This window comes from Bacillus sp. G16 (assembly GCF_021282335.1).
Taxonomy (GTDB): domain Bacteria; phylum Bacillota; class Bacilli; order Bacillales; family Bacillaceae; genus Bacillus; species Bacillus inaquosorum.
Genome location: NZ_JAJSOZ010000001.1, coordinates 49158 through 70275, shown reverse-complemented (window position 1 = coordinate 70275; position 21118 = coordinate 49158). Strand labels below are relative to the sequence as shown.

20 protein-coding genes are annotated in these 21118 nt (G+C 44.2%); 8 read left to right on the top strand and 12 right to left on the bottom strand.

All coding sequences use genetic code 11. The features are described from left to right. Window positions 1-44 precede the first annotated feature (44 nt). The gene (locus LWH95_RS00340; RefSeq protein WP_232918699.1) at window positions 45-518 is read left to right on the top strand and encodes a MarR family transcriptional regulator; all 474 of its coding nucleotides are present in this window, start codon (window positions 45-47) and stop codon (window positions 516-518) included. A 35-nt stretch (window positions 519-553) separates the two neighbouring features. On the opposite strand, the gene cypX is transcribed toward LWH95_RS00340, so the two are convergent. Next, window positions 554-1774: a pulcherriminic acid synthase gene (gene cypX / locus LWH95_RS00335; protein ID WP_232918698.1), complete on the bottom strand. Its 1221-nt coding sequence runs from the start codon at window positions 1772-1774 to the stop codon at window positions 554-556. A 14-nt stretch (window positions 1775-1788) separates the two neighbouring features. After that, entirely contained in the window at window positions 1789-2535 is a 747-nt protein-coding gene (pchC, locus tag LWH95_RS00330) for a cyclo(L-leucyl-L-leucyl) synthase (protein ID WP_232918696.1), read from the bottom strand. Window positions 2536-2965: 430 nt separating this feature from the next. Between pchC and pchR the strand changes: the two genes are divergently transcribed. Then, on the top strand, window positions 2966-3475 hold the full coding sequence (pchR, locus tag LWH95_RS00325) for a pulcherriminic acid biosynthesis transcriptional regulator PchR (protein ID WP_232918693.1): 510 nt from the start codon (window positions 2966-2968) through the stop codon (window positions 3473-3475). 21 nt (window positions 3476-3496) lie between these two features. Beyond that, window positions 3497-4708, top strand: coding sequence for an MFS transporter (locus LWH95_RS00320; protein WP_232918692.1), 1212 nt, complete (start codon window positions 3497-3499; stop codon window positions 4706-4708). Between the two features lie 29 nt (window positions 4709-4737). Here LWH95_RS00320 and LWH95_RS00315 read toward each other — a convergent pair whose 3' ends face one another. The 4 genes from LWH95_RS00315 to yvlA are packed head-to-tail and all read right to left on the bottom strand — an operon-like array spanning window position 4738 to window position 6749. After that, window positions 4738-5097 (bottom strand): phage holin family protein, encoded by a 360-nt coding sequence (locus LWH95_RS00315; protein ID WP_003228066.1) that lies wholly within the window; start codon window positions 5095-5097, stop codon window positions 4738-4740. Window position 5098: 1 nt separating this feature from the next. Further along, entirely contained in the window at window positions 5099-5296 is a 198-nt protein-coding gene (locus LWH95_RS00310; protein ID WP_003235416.1) for a PspC domain-containing protein, read from the bottom strand. Between the two features lie 4 nt (window positions 5297-5300). Then, complete coding sequence (locus tag LWH95_RS00305) at window positions 5301-6398, bottom strand: DUF4097 family beta strand repeat-containing protein (protein ID WP_003235417.1); 1098 nt, start codon at window positions 6396-6398, stop codon at window positions 5301-5303. Between the two features lie 24 nt (window positions 6399-6422). Next, window positions 6423-6749, bottom strand: coding sequence for a protein YvlA (gene yvlA / locus LWH95_RS00300; protein ID WP_232918691.1), 327 nt, complete (start codon window positions 6747-6749; stop codon window positions 6423-6425). Window positions 6750-6966: 217 nt separating this feature from the next. On the opposite strand from yvlA, the gene LWH95_RS00295 reads away from it, so the two are divergent. Next, window positions 6967-7197 carry a hypothetical protein gene (locus LWH95_RS00295; RefSeq protein WP_003235419.1) on the top strand — a complete coding sequence of 77 codons (231 nt, stop codon included), beginning with the start codon at window positions 6967-6969 and terminating at the stop codon, window positions 7195-7197. 206 nt (window positions 7198-7403) lie between these two features. On the opposite strand, the gene hag is transcribed toward LWH95_RS00295, so the two are convergent. The 4 genes from hag to LWH95_RS00275 all read right to left on the bottom strand — a co-directional run bounded on the left by hag (window position 7404) and on the right by LWH95_RS00275 (window position 13911). Continuing rightward, window positions 7404-8273: a flagellin Hag gene (gene hag, locus LWH95_RS00290; RefSeq protein WP_003235420.1), complete on the bottom strand. Its 870-nt coding sequence runs from the start codon at window positions 8271-8273 to the stop codon at window positions 7404-7406. Between the two features lie 355 nt (window positions 8274-8628). After that, window positions 8629-11502, bottom strand: coding sequence for an excinuclease ABC subunit UvrA (gene uvrA / locus LWH95_RS00285; protein ID WP_232918690.1), 2874 nt, complete (start codon window positions 11500-11502; stop codon window positions 8629-8631). A 7-nt stretch (window positions 11503-11509) separates the two neighbouring features. Continuing rightward, entirely contained in the window at window positions 11510-13495 is a 1986-nt protein-coding gene (gene uvrB, locus LWH95_RS00280; protein WP_003235422.1) for an excinuclease ABC subunit UvrB, read from the bottom strand. 185 nt (window positions 13496-13680) lie between these two features. Next, the gene (locus LWH95_RS00275; RefSeq protein WP_003228053.1) at window positions 13681-13911 is read right to left on the bottom strand and encodes a CsbA family protein; all 231 of its coding nucleotides are present in this window, start codon (window positions 13909-13911) and stop codon (window positions 13681-13683) included. Window positions 13912-14183: 272 nt separating this feature from the next. Here LWH95_RS00275 and LWH95_RS00270 point away from each other — a divergent pair, with 272 nt between their 5' ends. The 4 genes from LWH95_RS00270 to LWH95_RS00255 all read left to right on the top strand — a co-directional run bounded on the left by LWH95_RS00270 (window position 14184) and on the right by LWH95_RS00255 (window position 19431). Then, a complete protein-coding gene (locus tag LWH95_RS00270) occupies window positions 14184-14627 on the top strand; it encodes a hypothetical protein (protein WP_232918688.1) in 444 nt (147 codons plus the stop codon). Window positions 14628-14926: 299 nt separating this feature from the next. Continuing rightward, a complete protein-coding gene (locus LWH95_RS00265; protein WP_232918687.1) occupies window positions 14927-17422 on the top strand; it encodes a PEP/pyruvate-binding domain-containing protein in 2496 nt (831 codons plus the stop codon). 76 nt (window positions 17423-17498) lie between these two features. Next, window positions 17499-18062 (top strand): TetR/AcrR family transcriptional regulator, encoded by a 564-nt coding sequence (locus LWH95_RS00260; protein WP_232918686.1) that lies wholly within the window; start codon window positions 17499-17501, stop codon window positions 18060-18062. Between the two features lie 34 nt (window positions 18063-18096). Further along, window positions 18097-19431: an MFS transporter gene (locus tag LWH95_RS00255; RefSeq protein WP_225514474.1), complete on the top strand. Its 1335-nt coding sequence runs from the start codon at window positions 18097-18099 to the stop codon at window positions 19429-19431. A 47-nt stretch (window positions 19432-19478) separates the two neighbouring features. Here the strand turns inward: LWH95_RS00255 and minJ are convergent, their stop codons facing one another. Next, on the bottom strand, window positions 19479-20675 hold the full coding sequence (gene minJ, locus LWH95_RS00250; protein WP_133485830.1) for a cell division topological determinant MinJ: 1197 nt from the start codon (window positions 20673-20675) through the stop codon (window positions 19479-19481). A gap of 78 nt (window positions 20676-20753) precedes the next feature. Beyond that, window positions 20754-21107, bottom strand: coding sequence for a swarming motility protein SwrAA (gene swrA, locus LWH95_RS00245; protein ID WP_015251121.1), 354 nt, complete (start codon window positions 21105-21107; stop codon window positions 20754-20756). Window positions 21108-21118 lie beyond the last annotated feature (11 nt).

The window sequence follows — 21118 nt, the reverse complement described above, 5'->3', positions numbered from 1 at the left end:
GAGGATAGTTAACCAGTTAACAATTAAATCAGAGAGGCAGATTGATGGACAACAGTATTCATGATGAATTATTTCAAGCTATACAACAATTCGCATTAAAAAGGGATAAACGCGTCTGGCAAAAGGTGCACATACCATCCCGCGGCATGTCCTCAACACATCTCGAACACCTCAAAAAAGACTGGACATTGACCCAGCTTCACATTGTTTCCTGTATACATACCAGCCAAAATGTGAACAACAGCTCCTTGGCATCCCGCTTACACATCTCAAAAGCAGCTGTTTCAAAAGCAGTTCAAGCTTTGTTGAATCACAATATCATCACAGTGACAAAAAAGCCCGGCAACAAAAAAGAAATTTTTTATACGTTAACTGAAAGCGGCAGAGAACTGGCGGCATTACATGAACAGCTTCATGAAAAAGCAAAGGAGCAATACAAACAGCTCTTCAATGAATTTTCAATTGATGATTTAAAAACGGTGACTGCGTTTTTAAACTTGTGGGTCAAACATATGTAAAAAAAGCCTCACCCGATGGGAGAGACCTTTCAATCTTATTGAGCCCTGTCAAACGCAATATGAAGTGAGACGGGTCCGCGTGTATACAGACCGGACTCAGCATAACGAAAACCTTCCTCTAACCTGATATTCCGCATCTTATCCAGCACAATATTGGCTACAATTTCGATTTCGGTTTTGGCAAAAGCTGCTCCTACACAGTTATGGATGCCAGATCCGAAAGCGAGATGCCGGGCTGCGCCGCTAAAAGCGCTCTTGATGCCGAGATCTTCCCGATGAATATTAAACACGTCAGGATGTTCAAACGCTTCCGGGTCCCGGTTAGCTGCTCCGATCATACAAAAAACAATCGTATCTTTTTTGATTTCCATACCGCCGACCACCGTATCTTGGGACAGCTGCCGCGGAATCAGCTGAACCGGCGGTTTATAACGCAACGTCTCCGCAATGACTCTCGGCACCAACGAACGGTCAGCCAAAACATCATTCATCTGCTCGGGATTGTTGAGCAAATGATATATCATCAGCGCCAGTGTCTTATCTGCCGGTTCCGTTGCGGCTAACAGCACATTGAGAATCAGTGCCAATATATCCTTGTCCGACATCGCCATGCCTTCATATTCAGACGTACACAGGATGGAAATTAAATCTGATCCCGGATTGACGCGGCGTTCCTCGATGACCGGCATCAAGTAATCGGAAAGCTGTTCGCTGCACCATAAAGAATGCGCCCGCGCTTCAGGAGTCTGAAAGATACTCGTAATAAAATCGGCAACTCCGCTGTGCCACTCAGCGATTTTTTCATGATCTCTTTTATCCAGCCCGAGCATGTCCATCGTGACACACACCGCAAACGTCTTTCCAAAATCATTGACGAGATCGATTCTCCCTTTTTCTAGATAAGGATCTAATAAGTTTTCTGCATTTTGCTTAATGAATGGAGACAGATGATCCAATGCGTCCCCGACAAAGCTTCTCACTACAATTCTTCTTTTTGCGGAGTGTTCTTTCCCATGCATTTGGGCCAGCACAGGGCCGCGCATGACCGGTTCAGCACGCTCAACAAGTGATTTTGTCGTAAAAATATCCGGATGCTGAAGGATATAGCGGACATCGTGATAGCGGCTGATAAAATAACTGTCTATCGACTCTTCATAATGAACAGGATCTTCCTCCCGCAGCTGTGAAAAATAAGCATATGGATTTTCTTGAAATTGATCAGAAAGCACACTAAACAACTTAATTGATTGATTCATGTTTACTCCCCCTATCATCCTTCAGATGTGATCCGTGTTTCAGAAAGCATCTGCGCCGTTTCCTGCACAATGAGATACCCTTGATTAGGCCGCATACGAATAGAAAATTCATGGTTACTGATTTTCTCACCGAGCTTCCACGGACGATGATAAGCAAGGAGCGTCTCTTCCACCTCAAGAATATCCGGAGCTCCGATAAAAAACGGCAGCTCAGCAATGACATATTCCACAGCTAAATTCAGCATATCCTCACTGACTTCTTCCATCATCAAACTGATGCCGCGTGCACGCCCGATCATCGCTTCACGAGACATGTCCAAACAAGCATGCCGAAAATGAGGCTGCTCAAAAAACGCATGTTCAACTTCTTGTCTCAACAGCTGATAGGCATTGTTTTCCGCGAAATCAGAAAATGTGTGAATCGCCTTTGAGTCCCCGCCATGAGCCGCAAGAGCCCTTTCTGCAAATCTTCTGTTTCGTGATACCTCTTTTCTTACTTTTCGCTCAGCTTTGCCTCTGGGAGTTCCGAGCGCTTCAAGAAGATTAGCCGCCTCATGCCCCGCAAGCAAAACGGAAACGTTTTTAAATTCAGCCGTTGCCCATCCAATCAATCTGTAAATATAATCCTCAGAAAACCTGCTATTAAATGGGCTGATCCCCACCAAAACATGCCGGCGCCGTTCAAATATTTCTCTGCAGTTTTGTGTCAGTGACTCAGCAGTAAAATCTACAGGCTTTCTTTCCGTCACCATTTCGGTCATCTCATTCACCTCTAAAAACTTATCCCGCTTTAAGTCATCACCCTCAAAAATGAGATAGAATAACTGGCACAACTGAACAAGACGAATGGCAGGCAGCACTTAAAGTTTCTAAGTGAATTATTTTAAGATTTAAAACTTCTTTTTCATTATTCATATCATGATAAATGTTTACTAGTAAACATTAGTCATTTTATCCCTTATCGTTCCACCCGTCAATATGAATAGTACCTATTTTTTTGAAATAAATGTAAATGTCACATTTTTCACACACTTTTTACACTCCTGTTCAGCATGACATAACACCAGATAAAGTTTAAACTCCAGCAATTGACAACGAAAGTAAGAAAAGATAAAATTAAATCGTTCACCAGTAAACAATTTTATTTATTGTTTCATCGTAAACTATTATTCCTCAGAAAGAAGGTAGCCTATGTCTGATTTGACAAAGCAGATGATATACGACATATATGTGAGACTGCTGCACCTTAATGAACAAAAAGCGAACACTTCACTTCAGCAATTTTTTAAGGAGGCCGCAGAAGAGGATGTGATCGATATCCCTAAAAACATGACAAGCATTCATGTCATTGACTGCATCGGCAAGCATGAGCCCATTAACAATGCGGGGATCGCAAAAAAAATGAACTTATCAAAAGCGAATGTAACGAAAATCAGCACAAAATTGATCACGGAAGAATTCATTAACAGCTATCAGCTGACAAATAACAAAAAAGAAGTGTATTTCAAATTAACCCGTAAAGGCAAACGGATTTTCGACTTGCATGAGAAACTGCATAAAAAAAAGGAGCTGGCCTTTTACCAATTCCTCGATTCGTTTTCACAAGATGAGCAAAATGCTGTATTGAAATTTTTAGAGCAGCTGACGTCTACACTTGAAGCAGAACAAACCGATGGGACTCCGGACAAACCTGTAAAGTAAACAAAAGGCGGTGTATTCTTTATGGCTCAAATGAAATCAAAAGCGGTATTGATCTTATACATTGTTTGCTTCAGCGCATTTTTTGCATCTTTAAGCCAAAACATTTATTCACCTATAATCCCGATCATTAAAGAATCGTTCCATGTTTCTGCAGCAATGGTGAATCTGTCAGTCTCCGTCTTTATGATTGTGACAGCGATTATGCAAATTATATTAGGGACCATCATCGATTTTAAAGGCGCGCGGTTTGTCTTGATTGCCGGAATTCTGGCAACGGCAGCAGCCAGCATCGGCTGTGCGGTGACCACTGACTTTACTTTGTTTCTGATATTCAGAATGATACAGGCTGCCGGGTCCGCAGCACTGCCTCTCATTGCTGCCACAACGATCGGACAGCTTTTTACAGGCAGTGAACGCGGGAGTGCGATGGGAACGTATCAAATGCTCCTTTCCGCCGCGCCGGCTGTCGCCCCTGTCCTCGGCGGATTCATAGGCGGAGCAGCCGGATACGAAGGGATCTTCTGGATGCTCACGGCCATCTCTGTCGTTATGCTGGTTGCAAACAGCATGATTTTTCCTAAGGACTCTCCCGCAGGATCTAAGCAGCAAACCAAAGGCAATGTGTTCACTCATTACAAATCAATATTTACAAATCGAACAGGAAACGTCATTTTGGCCTTAAGTTTTGTCCTCTTTTTCATTTATTTTGCGGTGATCGTCTACCTCCCGATATTACTGACGGAGCATTATCATATTGATGTGAGCATAGCAGGATTGTTATATTTGCCACTGGCGCTAAGCACGATCGCAGGTACGTTTTTGTTTAAAAGAATACAGGCAAAAATCTCGCTGAACACATTGTTTATCGGCAGCAATGCGGTCGCGGCCTGCAGTATCATGTTGTTCGCCGTTACACATTCCGTTTCTCTCGTTCTCATGGCTCTTACACTGGCACTGTTTGGCATCTCGATGGGGGTCATTCCTCCCTTGTACTCCACAATGATCACCAATGAATTTGAACACAACAGAGGGAGTGCAATCGGAATTTTCAACTTTATCAGATACACAGGCATGGCGGCAGGTCCGATGATATCTGCCTATCTGCTCACCATGATGCCGTCTGCCATGTCCTTTGGCCTCTTAGGCCTTGTATTTGCCGCATTGGGCTTTTGCCTTCTGCCTCAAATGTATCCGCCGCAGAAGCGCGTTAAACAAAAAAAACACCACATGTAAAAAAAGCTGCCTTCTGTATGGCAGCTTTTTTATTTCTTTCGCAGCGGCTCTAAAATGCCTTTTTGAATCAGCAAATGGAACACCGACAGGATGACGGATGCCCATATCGCTGTGCCAAAGCCGTCAATTTGAAAACTGTCACCCATAATGGACGCGGTCATCATCAGCGTGATGGCGTTAATCACAAACAAGAAGAGACCAAGCGTCACCATCGTGACTGGCAGTGTAAAGATAATCAAAAGCGGTTTAATCAGCACGTTTAAGATTGATAAAATGAGGCTGGCGATAATCGCTGCCCCGATGCTGCTGATATGGATGGAGTCAATGTATCCATCGATAACGATTAATAACAATGCATTTACCAAAATGCTGACTGCCCATTTTACCATGTCATTTCATATCCCTTTCTGACGGGACGATAAAAATCCAAATGATATAAATAAGCAAAACAGGGATAACACTTGTCATAACAGCTAAAATGACAGTTATGACTCTGAGGAGCGATGCGTCCCAGTTGAAATATTCCGCAAGACCGCCGATGACGCCGGCCATTTTCTTGTTTTTTTCTGAACGATAAAGCCTATTCATTCGATCACCTCTGTGAGTACTTTAGTTTGATGGCGCCTGTTAATGATTCTGAGAAGACGGTGATGTTTTGATCATGTGCCTGATTTGAAGTGAACATCATTTCTTTTTGAATGGTATCATTTTTTTCTTTCAGCATCTCAACATCCATTAATTCATGGGACAGCGAACCCAGATTGCTTTTGAGTTCCGCCTTCACTGCAAGATCGTCCGGAATCGCAAGCTCTACATTTCCAGTCGTCGTTTTGGTATAAATGGAGCGGCAGTCCGATTCTGTTACGTTAATCGCAATATTTCCGTTAAAGCTTTGAACGTCAATGGATTCGCTTCTCCCGCGGAGATCAATCAATCCGTTAATGGTTTCCGCTTCTATCGTGCCGCAGCTGTGGCCGGCAAGCTTAATTTGCCCGTTGGCTGTTTCAGCTATGGCTTTTTCAGCTGTTAAATGCGAGAACGACAGCACGCCGTTTGTCGTTTTCGCCGAGAACTCTTTTACATGTAAATGTTCCCCTCTGACCGGGCCATTAAACAGCTTCACCCGAATCTTATCATACTCCTTCTGAGGAATATACAAAGTCACATTGGTTTTCATCGTTTTCTTCTCAGTACGGATAAAAAACTTATTTCCTTTGATTTCACATTCAATATGCTGAAGAAATGCATGTCTCGCCGCATCCTGGCTGTCAGCACGATATACCTTCGCCTGGCATTCCGCTCTGATATCCTCGTCTTCCCAAGGGACGATATTCACACTGCCGTTGGCGATCTGAAGTTCGACACTTGAAAAGTCAGTATCTTTAAATTGAAAGATGTGCTGAACATCATACGCATGGCCAAAGTTCAAATCAAGGTCAACTTCCTTGACCTTTTTCACAGCAGAATCAATCCAGTCAAACAGCTTGGCTCCTAAAGACGGCTTGCTGCTTTCTTTTTTTGCTGCTGAAAACGGCTCTTCCTCGTCATGTACATGAACTGAGAGCGCTGTGATTTTTTCTTCCTTTTCCTTGTAGTCGCTGTCAAGCTTTTCAATCAGTGTCAAAGCCTCTTGTGCTGTAAGCTTTCCTTCCTCCACGAGCTTAAGGATTCGTTCCTTTTCTTGCTTCATTGCGATCTCCTCCCCATTGTCTACTTATGCTGCACGCAGTACCTTAATACCCTGAATCACATTCCAAATGATAATGCCAATAACAACTAAGAAATAAATAACCGCTCCCGTTATGATCACAAATACAGGCAGCAGGCTGTCTCCATCAATCGCTACGGCTCCGCCAAGAAAAGCAATAAAAAGGACCAGCCAGCCGACAAAAGGAACAATGTGAGAAATAAGAGAACGTATCGCATGGCGTTTAGTTTCTTTCTCATTTACAACAAAATAAGCGACGATCGGCACAATGATTGGCGCAATGAACACACTAAAATAACAAAGTGATGCAATAATAGCTTGATTACGGTTCAATTCATTCCACACTCCTATTGTAATTGCCCATGACAAAAGATCAGGGACATTTTACTTATTCATACGTTTAAAACCTGTTGAAGGTTTCAAATTCATTCTTTAGACATGCTCCGATTTACGGAAATTGGATTTTAAAAAGTTTTAGAAGTAGAATCTTTCCGCTGTACCGATTACAATATGTAAAAAGCTTACGGCAATCAAGGAGGCTGGACAAGCAATGGAGAAAGATCCCAGTGACTATACAGTAACACAAGAATCGGTGTTAAAGCTGATTCATGAACAAAAAAGAATGAATCGTGAAATGATCGCCGAGCTAGAACAGATTCACGGACCTTTTCCGATCTCTCACGATATTCAATATATAAAAGTGCTGCTCGACAGCAGCAATACGCACATTGTTCAAGATTTAATGAGTGTAAGCAAGCAGCTGTATAAGAAGACTTTGTAATTGTGGAAAAAGTTACATTCATTATAACTGACACAAAGCTAAAGGTTAGATGACAATATCTCGCCTTTTTTGTTTTGAAGAAAACGCAAAGAAGATTCCCCCGCCATCACACAATGATTGTAACAAAAAAAGCCTGCCGGCATATCCAACTAATGGACTCTGTCGGCAAGCTGTGACTACCAGAAAGAACGATAGCCGTTCAGAAATTAACGTAACAATTGAAGTACGTTTTGAGGCTGTTGGTTCGCTTGAGCAAGCATCGCTTGAGAAGCTTGAGAAAGAATATTGTTCTTTGTGAACTCGCTCATCTCTTTAGCCATGTCAACGTCACGGATACGAGACTCAGCAGCTGTTAAGTTTTCAGAAGAAGCACCAAGGTTGTTGATTGTGTGCTCTAGACGGTTTTGTACCGCACCAAGTTTAGCACGTTGAGCAGATACTTGATTCGTTGCTGCGTCGATAGCTCCAAGTTGATCGTCAAATGAATTAGTTGTGAAATCTGTTACTTTAATATCTTTGATTTTAATAGTGTCTGAACCTATGTCAGCAGCTTTCATGCTCTCAATGTTTACACTTAACTGCTGTCCGCCATTCGCTCCAATTTGGAATGTAAGCTTTTTACCGCTTGCTTCTGAAAAAGAACCGTCTAACAGGTTTTTACCGTTAAATTGCGTACGGTCCGCAATACCTTTACTTCCATCTTGCCCACCGATCTCTTCAATTAAAGAGTCCATTTCGTCTTGGATCGCTTGAAGGTCAGTAGCATCTTGCGTACCTGTGTTTCCTGCTTGAACAGTAAGTTCACGCATACGTTGAAGGATCGCATGAGTTTCAGTTAATGCACCCTCAGCTGTTTGGATAAGAGAGATTCCGTCTTGAGAGTTTTTAGAAGCCATTTCAAGACCTCTGATTTGTCCTCTCATTTTTTCAGAGATCGCAAGACCCGCTGCGTCATCTCCTGCACGGTTAATACGAAGACCTGAAGAAAGTTTCTCCATGTTTTTTGAGCTCGCGTTGTTGTTTGAAGACAAACGGTTTAGTGTGTTAAGCGCTGCGATATTGTGGTTAATTCTCATGTGTAAAATACCTCCATGTGTATATGTTTTTGAAATCAAAGACTTCCTTTTCTTTGATTTCTGGCGACTGCGATTCCAGTAAAGCTTCTAACTTATGTAGACCCTGTTATAAGGATACCTTCAAATCCCTTAATAGGGCTTTTTTGCTCAATATGGAAAACATCATCCGCCCCTCAATTCATATATCGACAGCGCTTTGTAAATGTTTAGGTGTTTTTCCAAAGAAATTTTACCCATTAAAAATTGAAACGATCACACAAATATTATCTTTTTCCGTTATGCCATAAGAAAAGCTTGCCTGCTAAGCCCAAGGATGGACTTGCTGACAAGCTGAACTCTCTCTAAATAGATGGTTTTAAGATGTAGCCGTTTCTTTCGCTTCTAAGAGCGATTTCATGCGTTTTTTGTCACGCTCCATAACAGGCTTCAAATAACGGCCTGTATACGATTCTTCCACTTCAGTGATTTCCTCAGGCGTTCCCGACGCGACAATGGTTCCGCCTCCGGCTCCGCCTTCTGGCCCCAGATCCACAATATAATCTGCCGTCTTAATGATATCTAGATTATGCTCAATGACGAGTACTGTATCTCCATTGTCCACCAAACGCTGAAGCACGACAAGAAGTCTGGCGATATCGTCGACGTGCAAACCTGTCGTCGGTTCATCTAAAATGTAGAGCGTGCGCCCTGTTGACCGTTTGTGCAGCTCCGATGCGAGCTTCACGCGCTGCGCTTCTCCGCCCGACAAGGTCGTTGCCGGCTGGCCGAGCGTAATATAACCTAAACCGACATCATAAAGGGTTTGGAGCTTACGCTTGATTTTTGGGATATTTTCAAAGAAAGAAAGAGCATCTTCAACCGTCATATCAAGCACATCAGAGATGCTTTTTCCTTTGTACGTCACTTCAAGCGTTTCCCGGTTATAGCGTTTGCCGTGGCACACCTCGCACGGAACGTATACGTCAGGAAGGAAGTGCATTTCAATTTTTATAATCCCGTCTCCGCGGCAGGCTTCACATCGCCCGCCCTTCACGTTAAAGCTGAAACGGCCTTTTTTATAGCCGCGTACCTTTGCTTCATTTGTCTGTGCAAATACATCACGAATGTCATCAAACACACCGGTGTATGTCGCAGGATTGGATCTCGGCGTTCTTCCGATTGGCGCCTGGTCAATGTCAATGACTTTGTCTAAATGATCCAAGCCTTTAATTTCTTTGTGGCTGCCGGGCTTCGCTTTCGCTTTATGAAGCTTTTGCGCCAGCGCCTTGTGCAAAATTTCATTAACGAGGGTACTCTTTCCTGATCCGGAAACCCCTGTAACCGCTGTGAACGTTCCAAGCGGGAACTTGGCATTTGCTTTTTTCAGGTTGTTTTCTGTAGCGCCTTTAATCTCAATGTAACGGCCGTCCGGCTTTCTTCTTTCAGGAGGCAATGGGATGAACTTTTTCCCTGATAAATAGCTGCCCGTTAATGAGTTTGGATCTCCCATCACTTCTTCCGGCGTGCCCGCAGATGTCACCTGTCCGCCGTGAATGCCAGCTCCGGGCCCAATATCAATTAAATAATCGGCTGCCATCATCGTGTCCTCATCGTGTTCGACAACAATCAGCGTGTTCCCAAGGTCTCTCATGTTTTTCAGGGCGCTGATTAAGCGGTCGTTATCACGCTGATGCAGGCCGATAGACGGCTCATCTAAAATATAAAGCACACCGGATAAGCGCGAGCCGATTTGCGTCGCCAGCCTGATGCGCTGCGCCTCTCCCCCGGACAATGTTCCCGCGGCCCTGCTCAGTGTCAGGTAATCAAGGCCGACTTTGTCCAGAAAGCTTAAGCGCTCCACAATTTCGCGCAAGATCATATCGGCAATCTTCATATCCTTCTCAGAAAGGGTAAGGCCTTTGAAGAAAGCAAGTGCATTGCCGACAGACAGCTCGGTAATTGTTCCGATGTGGCGTCCGTCAATCAGTACAGCAAGCGCCTCTTTCTTTAACCGATAGCCTTTGCACGTAGGACAAGACTTCTGAGACATATACTGCTCCATTTGTTCACGGATAAAATCAGAGCTTGTCTCCTTATAGCGTCTTTCAATATTGCGCAATACGCCTTCAAATTGAATTTCGCCTTCACGTATTTGCCCAAAGTCATTTTCATAACGGAAATAAATCAAATCATCTCCGCTGCCGTACAGCACTTTATCCAGCTGATGCTTCGGCAGATCTTTTACAGGCACGTCCATATCAATCCCGTAGTGGGTGCAGACCGCCTCAAGCAGCTGCGGATAATATTGTGAGCTGATCGGTGTCCAAGGGGCGACCGCATTCTCCTTCAATGACAAATCTTGATTGGGGATGACGAGATCCGCATCCACTTCAAGCTTCATTCCGAGACCGTCACACGTCGGACACGCTCCGAATGGGCTGTTGAATGAAAACAGCCGCGGCTCAAGTTCGCCGATTGAAAATCCGCAGTGCGGGCAGGCATGATGCTCACTGAACATCAACTCTTCCTCACCGATGACATCAATCATGACCCTTCCTTCACCTAAACGGAGGGCTGTTTCCAATGAATCTGACAGACGGGCTGCCACGCCTTCTTTCACCACAATTCGGTCAATGACAACCTCAATCGAATGCTTTTTATTCTTTTCTAATTCAATATCATCAGAAAGCTCAGCCATTTCGCCGTCAATTCTGACTCTGACATAGCCTTGTTTTCTGATCTGTTCAAGCACCTTGACATGAGCGCCTTTTCGGCCCGAGACAATCGGAGCCAGTACCTGAAGCTTTGTCCGTTCCGGATATTCCAGAATTCTGTCCACCATTTGCTCGATGGTCTGCGATGTAATCTCAATTCCGTGCTCCGGACAATGAGGCTTCCCTACTCTCGCATACAAAAGACGCAGATAATCATAAATCTCAGTTACCGTACCGACTGTAGACCTCGGATTGCGGCTCGTTGTTTTCTGATCAATGCTGATGGCGGGAGACAGCCCCTCAATCGCATCAACATCCGGCTTATCCATTTGCCCTAAAAACTGGCGGGCATAGGCAGACAAAGACTCAACATATCGTCGCTGTCCTTCTGCATATATGGTGTCAAAGGCAAGGGAGGATTTCCCTGATCCGGACAAACCAGTGACAACGACAAGCTGATCTCTCGGAATTGTTACATCTATATTTTTCAGGTTATGCGCCCTGGCTCCCTTCACCTCTATCCGATCCATAGCCATTTGTTCATCATCCTTCCGCTTTTAGCTCTAAAAGTAAATCGCGAAGCTCCGCGGCTCTTTCAAAGTCAAGCGCCTTGGCGGCTTCTTTCATTTCGTGCTCCATCTGTTCAACGACTTTCTGGCGTTCTTTCTTCGTCATTTTCGACAGCTTCGGCGCGGCTTTTGTTTTGTATTCCGCTTTGTCCTCAGCTGCTACTGTGGCACGAATGACATCGCGAATTTCTTTATTTATTGTTTTCGGCGTAATGCCGTGCTCTTCATTAAACCGCTCCTGCTGCTCGCGGCGGCGTTTTGTTTCATTAATCGCAATTTCCATAGACTTCGTTATTTTATCGGCATACATAATGACGCGGCCTTCAGAGTTCCTTGCTGCCCGTCCGATGGTCTGGATAAGCGAACGCTCCGAACGAAGGAAGCCTTCCTTATCCGCATCCAAAATCGCAACGAGGGATACTTCGGGTATATCGAGGCCTTCCCTCAGCAGGTTGATGCCGATAAGCACATCATGCTTGCCGAGGCGCAGGTCGCGGATAATTTCAATCCGTTCAAGCGTCTTAATCTCTGAATGCAGATAGTTAACTTTAATGCCAATTTCCTTTAAATAATCGGTGAGATCCTCTGACATTTTCTTCGTCAAGGTTGTCACGAGCACCCGTTCATCCCGCTCGATTCTTGCTTGAATTTCGCCGATCAAGTCATCAATCTGGCCTTCGATCGGGCGCACATCAATAAGCGGGTCAAGAAGCCCCGTCGGACGGATAATCTGTTCGATCATTTCATCCGTATGCTCAATCTCATACGGCCCTGGCGTTGCTGATACATACACGATGTTGTGCATATGCTTTTCAAACTCTTCAAAACGGAGCGGACGGTTATCAAGCGCTGACGGAAGCCGGAAGCCGTGATCCACGAGCACCTGTTTCCGCGCCTGGTCTCCATTAAACATGCCGCGCACCTGAGGAATCGTCACATGCGACTCATCTACCACGATCATAAAATCGTCTGGGAAATAATCGAGAAGCGTATACGGCGTTGAACCCGGAGGCCGAAGCGTCAGATGTCTTGAATAGTTCTCAATGCCGGAGCAGAAACCCATTTCCCGCATCATTTCAAGGTCATATCTTGTCCGCTGCTCTAAACGCTGCGCTTCAAGCAGCTTGCCGTTTTCATGCATGACCTTCAGCTGCTCCTCAAGCTCCTTCTCGATATTTTGAATCGCTTTCTCCATTTTCTCGGCCCGCGTTACGAAGTGGGACGCCGGAAAAATCGCGACATGGTCGCGGTCGCCGAGAATTTCTCCTGTCAGGGCGTCCACTTCCCGGATCCGTTCAATTTCATCTCCGAAAAACTCGACTCTTACACAGTGTTCATCACGAGATGCCGGGAAGATTTCCACGACGTCTCCGCGCACACGAAATGTACCGCGCTGAAAGTCGATATCATTGCGGGCATATTGGATGTCTACAAGCTTTCTGAGCAGCTCGTTGCGCTCGATTTCCATTTCAGGCCGCAGTGACACGACCATTTCCCGGTATTCTTCAGGCGAACCGAGGCCATATATACAAGACACACTCGCGATGATAATGACATCTCTCCGCTCAAACAAAGAAGATGTAGCGGAGTGTCTCAGTTTATCAATTTCATCATTAATACTTGCGTCCTTCTCTATAAACGTATCCGTTTGAGGCACATACGCCTCCGGCTGATAATAATCATAGTAGCTGACAAAATACTCGACAGCGTTGTTCGGAAAAAATTCCTTGAACTCACTGTAAAGCTGTCCGGCGAGGGTTTTGTTATGGGCTATCACGAGAGTCGGCTTATTGACTTCTTTAATCAAATTGGACACCGTAAATGTTTTGCCCGTTCCTGTCGCACCCAGCAGAGTCTGATGCTTCTTGCCCTCCTGAATTCCTTTTACAAGTTTTTCAATGGCTTTCGGCTGATCTCCCTGGGGCTGATATTTCGAGACTAACTCAAAGCGATCTTTCACAAAATAAGCCTCCGTTTCTTTAACGAAATCTTCCTATAGATATACTAACACAATGGAATGCAAAATCACTAAAAATACGAACTAAAGTTCGGTGGTTTTTTATTTCCAGCTGTTTTCATGTATAAAAAACCTGCTTTTAAAACGTAAAAGCAGGAATTCAGTCGTTATATTCATTATGTCCGATTTTATTCTTCTTTTTTCTCAGCAGCTTTTTTGGCCATATACAGTCCGCCAGCCACAAGAGACACAACATCCAATCCTACAATAAAATACGTTTCTGTATAGCCTTTCAAATAAGAGGCAAACAGCAATGCAGCTGTTAGAGCGATCGCCACATAATGATTAAAGGTGACTCTTGTAAAAAGGACAACAAGCATAAAAGGGAAAAACAATGCAAAAACGGCTTTTGTAATCAACAAAAACCCTCCTCAAGGATTCTTCATCTGATCTGATTATAGTAAAAAATGAAGAATCGGACAATCGTGCATCGTTCCCTCTTTCTACACCATACCCTTTTTCAGCCTAAATCAACCATCATATCTGCACTTTGGACCAGTCCAACAGAAACATCAATAGATCAAACAATGATATAATAGAATGGAATGATTTACAAGATATACAAGCAGAGTTATATTATGGTTGTAAGAACTTGTCAGTTTAAAACAAAAATAGACAGGGCGTGACAAATATGAAGTTCAATTTCGTTACATATGTTTCAACAGCAGCTGTACTATCCGGTCTCCTTATGGCAACACACCCCGCTTCTGCAATCACGGGTTTAGCTGATAATAAAAATTCAGCACTTGAAGTTCTTCCGGATAATCATTTTAGATGGAAGCTCCAGACGGCTGCCGATGAAGATTGGTTCCTTTGGAAAAACAAAACGGCTGACGAGCATGATGTGTCCGCTTCGTTTACTTCTCCAAGCGGAAAAAACTACGATCTTGAAGTACAATATGTGACCCCCGAGAAGACAATCGTTATCAAAGCTGAAGATCATGACCAAGGGGGAACGGACTCCATTCACCTCACCTCGATTAAGCCCGGAGAAAGTGTGTACATGAGGCTGAAATCCCATGATGGTGACTACAGCACAACAAGCAACTATGATTTCACTTATTCTATAAAGTAAGAACATATATTAATTTACATGAGTGCCGCTGGTCCAATCAGCGGCACTTTTTTATGAATGCATGCCCGCCGCCAGATTACAAGAATAAAAGAAAATAGGCATACAGCACCAGTTCAACTGCATTTTTCATGATAATATAACCAACTTAACTATTCATTTAATTTAGGACTTTCTGAGTTTGACAGCATTTTCCTGAAAACCTACAATTGAACGATAGTGTTCACTATCATTTTTTGAACACAGGCTCCGTCATAAAAAACTAGAGAGAAAACAAAATGAAGGAAAGAGGGGTTTCAAATATGTATTCTGTTTTATTTCGCCAGGCAGAAGAGTCCAGCCAGCTGGCTGGAGCAAAAGGCATGAATTTGATCAAACTGACCAAACACGGTCTTCCTGTTCCGGACGGGTTTATTATTCAGACGAATGCACTCGCCCGTTTTATGGAGGACAACCAGATTCATGATACAAGCGAAAGCATTGAGAGCGAGATCATCGCCGGAGCATTTTCAGATGAACTGAAACATGAGCTGACAAATTCCTTTTACAAGCTGAGAGAATCATACCGCTCTGTTGCCGTGCGTTCTTCATCTGCCTCGGAAGATTTAGAAGGCGCTTCATTCGCGGGTCAATATGAAACCTACTTAAATATCAAAACAGAGGAAGAGTTTCTAGCTAAAGTGAAAGAATGCTGGGCCTCATTTTTCTCAGGCCGAGTCAGCAGCTATAAGAAAAAAATGAACAATCAAATCGCAGAGCCGTTAATGGGGGTTGTCGTTCAAGGCCTGATCGATTCTGAAATATCAGGCGTTATTTTCAGTCGCAATCCTGTTACCCATGATGATAGAGAGCTATTAATCAGCGCCAGCTACGGTTTGGGGGAAGCTGTCGTATCAGGAAGTGTCACCCCAGACACATTTATAGTCAATAAATCTTCGTTTGAGATTCAGAAAGAAATAGGTGCAAAGGAAATTTACATGGAGTCCGCGGCAGAAGGAATTGCTGAAAAAGAAACGAGCGAAGACATGCGCAGCCGTTTTTGCCTTACAGACGAACAAGTGATTGAACTGACTGAAATCACGAAAAAAACCGAAGACCTGTACGGATATCCAGTCGATATAGAATTCGGAATTGCTGATCATCAAGTATACCTTCTGCAGGCCCGCCCAATTACAACCATTGAACAGGACAAAAAAGCGGCAGAAGAAGAACGCAGCTTCATGATTACAGACGCTGATATGAATGATTTCTGGCTCAACATGGAGTCAAATATTGAAGGTCCGGTGAGCCCGTTATTTTCATCGTTCATTGTGCCGGCACTGGAATACGGCTTGAAGAAAAGCATGCAAAAGTTCCCGATTGGCGTAGTTGTTGACGAAGTAAAACTTTATCGCGGGCACATTTATTCCAAAAACCAAGGCGGACAACAGCCACCTTCTGAAGACTGCGGCAAAGAGCTTTTTCCGATATTATCGGAGCGTATGTATGACATCATCAATCACACATACCTCCCGTTTTACAGGAAGCTGGATCAGCTCGCACAAACTGAACATACCGCAGAAAGCGCACTGGATGCTTTTCAAAAATTAAAAGCCTTTTATCTCACGGCTTATGAGGAACACTTCAATATCGTTTTCCCGCAAATCCTTCTAACAAACAAACTGCAAGCGATGTATCAGCATATTCAAGGAGAGTCCGAAAACGCTCATTTTTACGAGATGCTGACAGGAAAAATGAACAAATCACTGGAAACAGACCGCTGTCTGTGGCTATTTTCCGTTGAAGTTCGGGAAAACCCGAATCTGCTGGCGATTTTTGAAAACACCAAGCCAGAACAGCTGCAGGAGAAATTGGAACAAACAGATGTGGGCAGACACTTCCTGAAGAACATTCATGAATTTTTACAGGAATACGGGTGGAGATCTGTTAAGAGCCATGACCTGATTGAACAGATCTGGGCAGAAAATCCGTATTTTGCACTGGCCAATATTCAAAATTATGTCCGCAATGGCTATCATTTTGACAATGAATTTCAGAACACGAGAGAAAAACGAGAGAAATTATACAACGAGTTCTTGGAAAACATAGAAGATCCCGCTTTGCGTAAAGAATTTGACCGTTACTATCAGTGGACGCTGAGCGCTGCAAATATAAAGGATGATCATCACTTTTATATTGACGCCATGCTGGATGCCAAGGCAAGAATCTTTCTGCTGAAGGTAGGTGAACTGCTGGCGGACAGCGGTGTCATTCAGGATCGTGAAGACCTTTGGTTCTTATATGATGATGAAGTGGAAGACGCGCTTCTTCACCCTGTATCCCTGCAAGAAAAGGCTGAAAAACGCAGACAGATCTTTCACGAGTATGAGCTGGCCCAAGCCCCTGCCTATCTCGGCACTCCGACAAAAGAACAGCTCAAAGCTGCTGAAGAAATTGTCGGCGCTGTCATAGAGGATGAAAAAAACACGGAGAATCAAATTTATGGCATCGCGGCATCAAGCGGCATTGCAACAGGTCCGGTTAAAATCATTCGGGACGCCAGTGAATTTTCTCAATTCGCGCCTGGGGAAGTCCTCGTTTGCAAAATGACCACACCGCTATGGACCAGCCTGTTTCAAGACGCCAAAGCGATTATTACAGATACGGGCGGCATTTTGTCTCACGCTGCGATTATTGCTCGCGAATATGGCATTCCCGCCGTTCTCGGCACACGTACAGCAACAGAAAGACTTCAGGACGGAGACATCATCACTGTTGACGGAAGCAGCGGTAAAATCACAGTTGTCAGCCGGGCCTGATGCATCCTGCCTCTTTCTTATACAAGCGGGGCAGGTGTATACTTGTCCTGCCAGTATATTCGTGAGGTGAAACGTATTGAGACCGACAAACAAGCGAATCCTTGACGCTGCCATGCAGCTGCTCGTCAAAAAAGGATATCGCGCAACGACTACAAAAGAAATCGCAGAAAAAGCAAATGTAAGTGAAGCGACGATTTTCAGGAATTTCAAAAACAAACAGGGACTAGTTGAGGCTTTGCTTTCTCAGCATCCTCCAAACAGAAGCAGCATTTTGGAACAAACAGAAGGCGATTTGTACAAAGACCTGCTTCATATCGGTACCTGTCTCTTGGAGGAGCTCGAACAAAGAAAAGATATGATTAAAATCAGCTTTCGTGAACCGGCCATGTTTCAGGATGTCATCAACCACGTAACTGAATATCCCCAATCTATGAAACAGCTATTGGTTGATTATCTCAAAACGATGGGCGAAAAAGGGGTTATTCAGACAGGAGATGAAGCGGAGCATGCCGATGTGTTCATGTCGATCATTTTCGGTTATTTTATTCACCGTCTCCATTTAGGAAACCGTGTGATTTCAATGCCCCAGGAAAAAATGCTGGAGCATAGCACCGCTCTATTTGTCAAAGGAATTTCTTGATGATCTCCTTGGCATAACAAAAAGGAGGATCCCAATGAGCTCAAGAAAAGAATGGGCGCTGATCGTCTCGCTATTATTGGGGGCCATCCTGGTTCCCATTAACTCAACGATGATCGCGGTCGCGCTCTCATCTATATCCCATACGTATAACGAGTCCATCGCAAGCATCACTTGGGTGGTTACCGTTTATTTAATCGTGATGGCAGTCACACAGCCGATTGCCGGAAAACTCGGTGACATGTACGGCAATAAAACAATGTACTTATGGGGCGTCGGCCTTTTTCTTATCGCATCCTTAGGCTGCGCACTCTCACCGAGCCTGGTGCTGTTGATTGTCTTTCGGGCATTGCAGGCTGTCGGCGGCGCACTGCTTACGCCAAACAGCATTGCCATTATCCGTCACGTTGTTTCTGAAAAACGCCTTCCGAAAGTGTTTGGATTTTTCGGACTTGGCGCAGGACTTGGCGCAGCACTCGGACCTTTCATCGGCTCTATGCTGATTGACAGCTTCAGCTGGCATTCAATTTTTTGGGTCAACATCCCGTTTCTCGCCATTGCTTTATTTACGGCATTAACGATGTTCCCTCAATATAAAGAAAACAAATCTAACGCGCCGCTGGATATCATCGGCTCTCTCTTGCTTGCAGGCAGTATCGTTTCGATTATCCTGCTGACGAAAAATGAGGCTTCATGGGGCTATGCAGTATACAGTGTATTGATACTTCTTTTTGTCCCGCTTTTTTTCAGAAGAGAAAAGCGTACACAGCACCCAATCATTGACTTTACACTATTTAAAAGCTCAACCTTTACAAATGCCAATCTATCAGTCTTATTAAGCAATCTGATGATGTATGCCGTCTTATTGATCATGCCGTTATTCATGACGAACCAATTTGGGCTGAATACGTCTAACAGCGGCATGGCGCTTTCTGTATTTTCGATCTTTATGTCGGCCAGCAACTGGGTGGGCGCACAGCTCCATCACAAATGGGGAGCAAAGAAAATCATTTTTCTTTCATTTGCGATGATGGCTGGAGCGAATCTATTATTTTTGTTCTTAAGCAGCTCTCACTCGGTCTTATTCCTGATGATTTCTCTCATCCTGGGAGGGCTCGCATCCGGAGTCGGACTGACCAGCATGCAGGTATCGTCCCTTGCCACAGTAGACCCCGGCATGTCAGGAGTCGCGTCCGGCATTTTCTCGACCTTCCGTTATTTCGGAAGCATCATTTCATCAGCCTTAATCGGCCTGATTTCAGGATATCACACCCTATTTATGATTCTCTTTGCTGTATCCATCATTGGCGTTTTTGTTTCATTGGGCATCAAATCTGATGAAACCGCACGAATGGAAAAAAACTCAGCGTAACACAAAACAGCCCGGCACCACATCTTCTTGCGGTGCCGGGCTGTCTTTTATGATCCGGACAAAGCGGCTGCTTCGTCTTCACGGTCATCCTTTACGAAAAGGATACCCAATTCATGGTGTTCTCCCTCATACGAAGCTCGCTGATCAAAGCGAATTTCTCCATTCAAACCGATAATTTCAAGCTTTACATATGCACGGTTATGCTGGAGCGCTTCATAAAAATCAGATACGTTCTTAACGGGTATGCCATTGACTTTCGTAATGATTTCCCCGATTTTCAATTCCAGGTCCTCAGCTGGCGTATTTGGTATAATACCAAGCACCATTAAGCCCTGATCACGTTTCGAGAAATAAAACGGAGCCGCATTATCATTTACCCTTTGCTTAATGGATAGAAAAATACGTCCTAATAAAGCCACACAAACGGCTGCACCCGCAAGCGGCGTCCACAGTAAGCTTGCTGCACCGAGAGCTGTGACGACAAGGCCGAGAATACAAACGCGTTTCGCTGTGATCCTTATGCTCGTTTCAGGCAGCGACCCCTGCACCCTTTGCCCGAATCCGACAAAGTAAGGAATCCATAGAAAATGGAATGACCCGCCGGGAACAGTAAACACAGGCCACCAGCTGAAGTGCGATTCTAATCCGTTACCGGGTACGAGAAGGAACAGCGGCAAAAGCCATATCCGGTTTGCCAGCTGCTGGCCGATCGGCAAACCGCGGCTGCTCACGACAAGTGCCGGTGATGTTCTTACATGTGCAGAGCGATAAGCAACCGCTCCTTCAATGATAATCAGCAAGCCTAAAAACACGGCCATAGCCGGCCAAACGACTGCAAATCCTTGCGGGAATCTCTCAAGGAGGGGTTCCGCCTGACTCATTTGCAGTCCAAAACCTATCAGCATACTCACACTGACGATATATGCAGCAGACATCCAGTTTGCGCGAAGAGTAAGCGCTGCCGCTGCAGTGATAACGGCAATAACCGCAAGTATACCGAGAGGAATCGAGATCCCGAGTACGCCTACAACAACTGACAAAAGGAGACCAGGGATCAGTCCCTTAGTATAAGTAAATTTCAGTTCATCATAAATATCTGCTATTCTTGTATGAAAGGTTTTTCGTTCCCGTTTGATTCTTACATAGCCAAAAGCCAGGCTTATGATGATAAAAAACCAGAAAAGCGGGTGTAAGAAGAACAGGCCCGCACCTTTTAACAGTTCAATTCCCCATTGAACAGACACTATCTTTCACCGCCTCAAGCCAAACATGTTACTCATATTCTATCAAATATTAAATGGCTTGGATATCCTCAGGAGGGTTTATCTCTCTTGCGTCATCCACAGCGTGACATTCGATAGTGAAAAATCCTTTAAATAATGGTTTACATCCACATCCAATAGCCCGCTGATCAGATGCATCGACCTTTTTATATCTGTCAGATTGATTCCTAATCGCTTATGGTTTTTCATTAAGTAATTAAAATAATGTTTGGCACATTCTTCATTGATGTCATTTACTGATTCGACATTGGTGTAATTGACCAAATACCTGCTGAATAGCATAAGAAGACTTAGTGCTTTTGTAGCCGAAAATGTTACGTCTTGTGTTCTGTCTTTTAATTGTTCCACTAATTCATAATATTTTTTTTCACGCACAATACTTGCCCTCTTCAATTGTGAACCCC

Excerpts from the sequence above, each read along its gene's own strand:
- LWH95_RS00340 (WP_232918699.1), top strand. The coding sequence starts at position 45 with ATGGACAACAGTATTCATGATGAATTATTTCAAGCTATACAACAATTC.
- cypX (WP_232918698.1), bottom strand. The coding sequence starts at position 1,774 with ATGAATCAATCAATTAAGTTGTTTAGTGTGCTTTCTGATCAATTTCAA.
- pchC (WP_232918696.1), bottom strand. The coding sequence starts at position 2,535 with ATGACCGAAATGGTGACGGAAAGAAAGCCTGTAGATTTTACTGCTGAG.
- pchR (WP_232918693.1), top strand. The coding sequence starts at position 2,966 with ATGTCTGATTTGACAAAGCAGATGATATACGACATATATGTGAGACTG.
- LWH95_RS00320 (WP_232918692.1), top strand. The coding sequence starts at position 3,497 with ATGGCTCAAATGAAATCAAAAGCGGTATTGATCTTATACATTGTTTGC.
- LWH95_RS00315 (WP_003228066.1), bottom strand. The coding sequence starts at position 5,097 with ATGGTAAAATGGGCAGTCAGCATTTTGGTAAATGCATTGTTATTAATC.
- LWH95_RS00310 (WP_003235416.1), bottom strand. The coding sequence starts at position 5,296 with ATGAATAGGCTTTATCGTTCAGAAAAAAACAAGAAAATGGCCGGCGTC.
- LWH95_RS00305 (WP_003235417.1), bottom strand. The coding sequence starts at position 6,398 with ATGAAGCAAGAAAAGGAACGAATCCTTAAGCTCGTGGAGGAAGGAAAG.
- LWH95_RS00295 (WP_003235419.1), top strand. The coding sequence starts at position 6,967 with ATGGAGAAAGATCCCAGTGACTATACAGTAACACAAGAATCGGTGTTA.
- hag (WP_003235420.1), bottom strand. The coding sequence starts at position 8,273 with ATGAGAATTAACCACAATATCGCAGCGCTTAACACACTAAACCGTTTG.
- uvrA (WP_232918690.1), bottom strand. The coding sequence starts at position 11,502 with ATGGCTATGGATCGGATAGAGGTGAAGGGAGCCAGGGCGCATAACCTG.
- LWH95_RS00270 (WP_232918688.1), top strand. The coding sequence starts at position 14,184 with ATGAAGTTCAATTTCGTTACATATGTTTCAACAGCAGCTGTACTATCC.
- LWH95_RS00265 (WP_232918687.1), top strand. The coding sequence starts at position 14,927 with ATGTATTCTGTTTTATTTCGCCAGGCAGAAGAGTCCAGCCAGCTGGCT.
- LWH95_RS00255 (WP_225514474.1), top strand. The coding sequence starts at position 18,097 with ATGAGCTCAAGAAAAGAATGGGCGCTGATCGTCTCGCTATTATTGGGG.